Origin of the sequence: Ideonella azotifigens (genome assembly GCF_021043325.1) — a bacterium.
GTDB classification, from domain to species: domain Bacteria; phylum Pseudomonadota; class Gammaproteobacteria; order Burkholderiales; family Burkholderiaceae_C; genus Ideonella; species Ideonella azotifigens.
Genome location: NZ_JAJNKD010000044.1, coordinates 1 through 2,548, shown reverse-complemented (window position 1 = coordinate 2,548; position 2,548 = coordinate 1). Strand labels below are relative to the sequence as shown.

General features: G+C 65.0%; 3 protein-coding genes. All 3 read right to left on the bottom strand.

Going from position 1 to position 2,548, the window contains the following annotated elements; all coding sequences use genetic code 11:
* The coding region (locus tag LRH25_RS32480; protein WP_231013285.1) for an ABC transporter ATP-binding protein at positions 1-710 on the bottom strand (710 nt) is incomplete at its 3' end.
* A gap of 26 nt (positions 711-736) precedes the next feature.
* Complete coding sequence (locus tag LRH25_RS32475; RefSeq protein WP_231013283.1) at positions 737-1,513, bottom strand: ABC transporter ATP-binding protein; 777 nt, start codon at positions 1,511-1,513, stop codon at positions 737-739.
* A 16-nt stretch (positions 1,514-1,529) separates the two neighbouring features.
* The coding region (locus LRH25_RS32470) for an ABC transporter permease subunit (RefSeq protein ID WP_231013282.1) at positions 1,530-2,548 on the bottom strand (1,019 nt) is incomplete at its 5' end.

Genomic DNA, 2,548 nt, shown 5'->3' with positions numbered 1-2,548 from the left:
AGGTAAGCAGCCCGAACCTTCGGATCATTCAAGAGCTGACTGGCCGGCCCATCCATCGTCACCTCGCCGCTCTCCATCACATACCCCCGGTTGGCCAGGCTCAGCGCCCGGCTGGCGTTCTGCTCGACCAGCAGGATGGTCACGCCCTGCTTGTGGATGGTGTCGACCACCTCGAAGATCTTGTCGACCATGATGGGGCTCAGGCCCATGCTGGGCTCGTCGAGCAGCAGGAGCTTGGGTCTTGCCATCAGCGCCCTGCCCATCGCCAGCATCTGCTGCTCGCCGCCGCTCATCGTGCCGGCCAGCTGCGTGGCGCGTTCCTTCAGCCGCGGGAAGGTGCTGAAGACCTTGTCGATGTCGGCTTCGATCTCCTTGTCCTTGCGGATGTAGGCGCCCATCAGCAGGTTCTCGGTGATGCTCATGCGGGTGAAGGTGCCGCGGCCTTCGGGCACCATCACCAGGCCTTGGCGGGCCAGGTCCCAGGCGCCCTGGCCCTTGATGGGCTTGCCCATGAATTCGATCTGCCCCGCGGCCATGGGCTGCAGCCCGGTGACGGCCTTCAGGGTGGTCGTCTTGCCCGCGCCGTTGGCCCCGATCAGGCTGACGAGTTCGCCCTGGCGGACTTCGAAGCTCGCGCCCTTGACGGCCTGGATGCCACCGTAGGCGACCTTCAGGCCGGTGACCTTGAGCAGTGTTTGTGGAGTGGTCATGTCGTGCTGCCTTCTTGTTGTTCTGATCAATGCGCTGCGTGACCAGCACCCAGGTAGGCCTCGATGACCTTCTCGTTCTTCTGCACTTCGCTGGAGGTGCCCTCGGCGATCTGCTTGCCGTAGTCCAGCACCGTGACCCGGTCGCACAGGCCCATCACCAGCTTGACGTCGTGCTCGATGATGAGGATGGTCCGGCCGTCGTTGCGGATGCGGTCGATCAGCTCCCTGAGCACGACTTTCTCGGTGGCGTTCATGCCGGCGGCCGGCTCGTCCAGCGCGATCAGCTTGGGTTCTGTTGCGAGTGCTCTGGCAATTTCCAGTCGCCGCTGGTCGCCGTAAGAGAGGGTTCTGGCCTTGAAGTCGGCGTATTTGCCAATGCCCACGTAGTCCAGCATTTCCTGGGCACGTTTCCTGATGTCGGCTTCCTCGGCCTTGAAGCCGGGCGTGCGGAAGACGGCGCCCAAGAGGCCCGAGTGAGTTCTGACGTGGCGGCCGACCATGACGTTTTCCAGCGCGGTCATCTCGGCGAAGAGCCGGATGTTCTGGAAGGTGCGGGCAATGCCGGCCTTGGCGACCTGGTGCACCGTCGTCGGGGTGTACGGGCTGCCGCCGAGCTCGAAGCTGCCGCCGTCTGGGGTGTACAGGCCGGTGATGACGTTGAAGAAGGTGGTCTTGCCGGCGCCGTTGGGGCCGATCAGGCCGTAGACCTGGCCCTTCTGGATCGTCATGCTGACGTCCGACAGGGCTTGCAGGCCACCGAAGCGCTTGGAGACGCCTTGAACCTTGAGAACGGTTTCTGTCATGGTGTTCTCTTTTGTCTTACTTCACTGCGACGGGCGCGGCCTTGCCGTGTTCGGGCGAGGGCCACAGGCCACGCGGGCGCAGCAGCATGATGATGATCATGGCCAGCGCGATCAGCAGCTGGCGCAGGATGGCGGCGTCCAGGCGTCCGTCGGTGAGCTGTTGCAGGGGACCGGCCACGTAGCGCAGGACTTCGGGCATGGCCGAGAGCAGCAAGGCGCCGAGGATGACGCCGGGGATGTGGCCCAGGCCGCCGAGCACGACCATCGCGACGATCATGACGGACTCCATCAGCGAGAAGGATTCGGGCGAGACGAAGCCCTGGAAGGCGGCGAACATGGAACCGGAGACGCCGCCGAAGGTGGCGCCCATGCCGAAGGCCAGCAGCTTCAGGTTGCGGGTGTTCAGGCCCATGGCCTTGGCGGCGATCTCGTCTTCGCGGATGGCCATCCAGGCCCGGCCGATGCGCGAGTCGGCCAGGTGGCGGCAGATGACGATGGTGGCCACCACGAGCACCAGGAACAGGTAGTAGTACAGGACGACGGACGGGAAGCTGTGGCCGAAGAGGTCCAGCGGCTTGCCGAAGTCCAGCGGGCCGAACTGCATGGCGTCGATCTGGCTGATGCCGCGCGGGCCGTTGGTGATGTTGAAGGGGTACTCCAGGTTGTTCATGAAGACCCGGATGATTTCGCCAAAGCCCAGCGTGACGATGGCCAGGTAGTCGCCCCTGAGCTTGAGCGTGGGCGCGCCGAGGATGACGCCGGCGAGACCCGCCAGGGCTGCGGCCAGCGGCACGATGACCCAGACGGGCGTGTGCAGGCCATTGGGGAAGGCGGCCTTGATCCACTCGAAGTTGTCCGACAGGTGCGGCGACGAGAGCAAGGCGTAGAGGTAGGCGCCCACGGCATAGAAGGCGACGTAGCCGAGGTCCAGGAGGCCTGCGTAGCCGACGACGATGTTCAGGCCCAGGGCCAGCATGACGTACAGCAGCGCGGTGGCCATGATGCGCACCCAGCCCTGGCCGAACGGGGCGACGA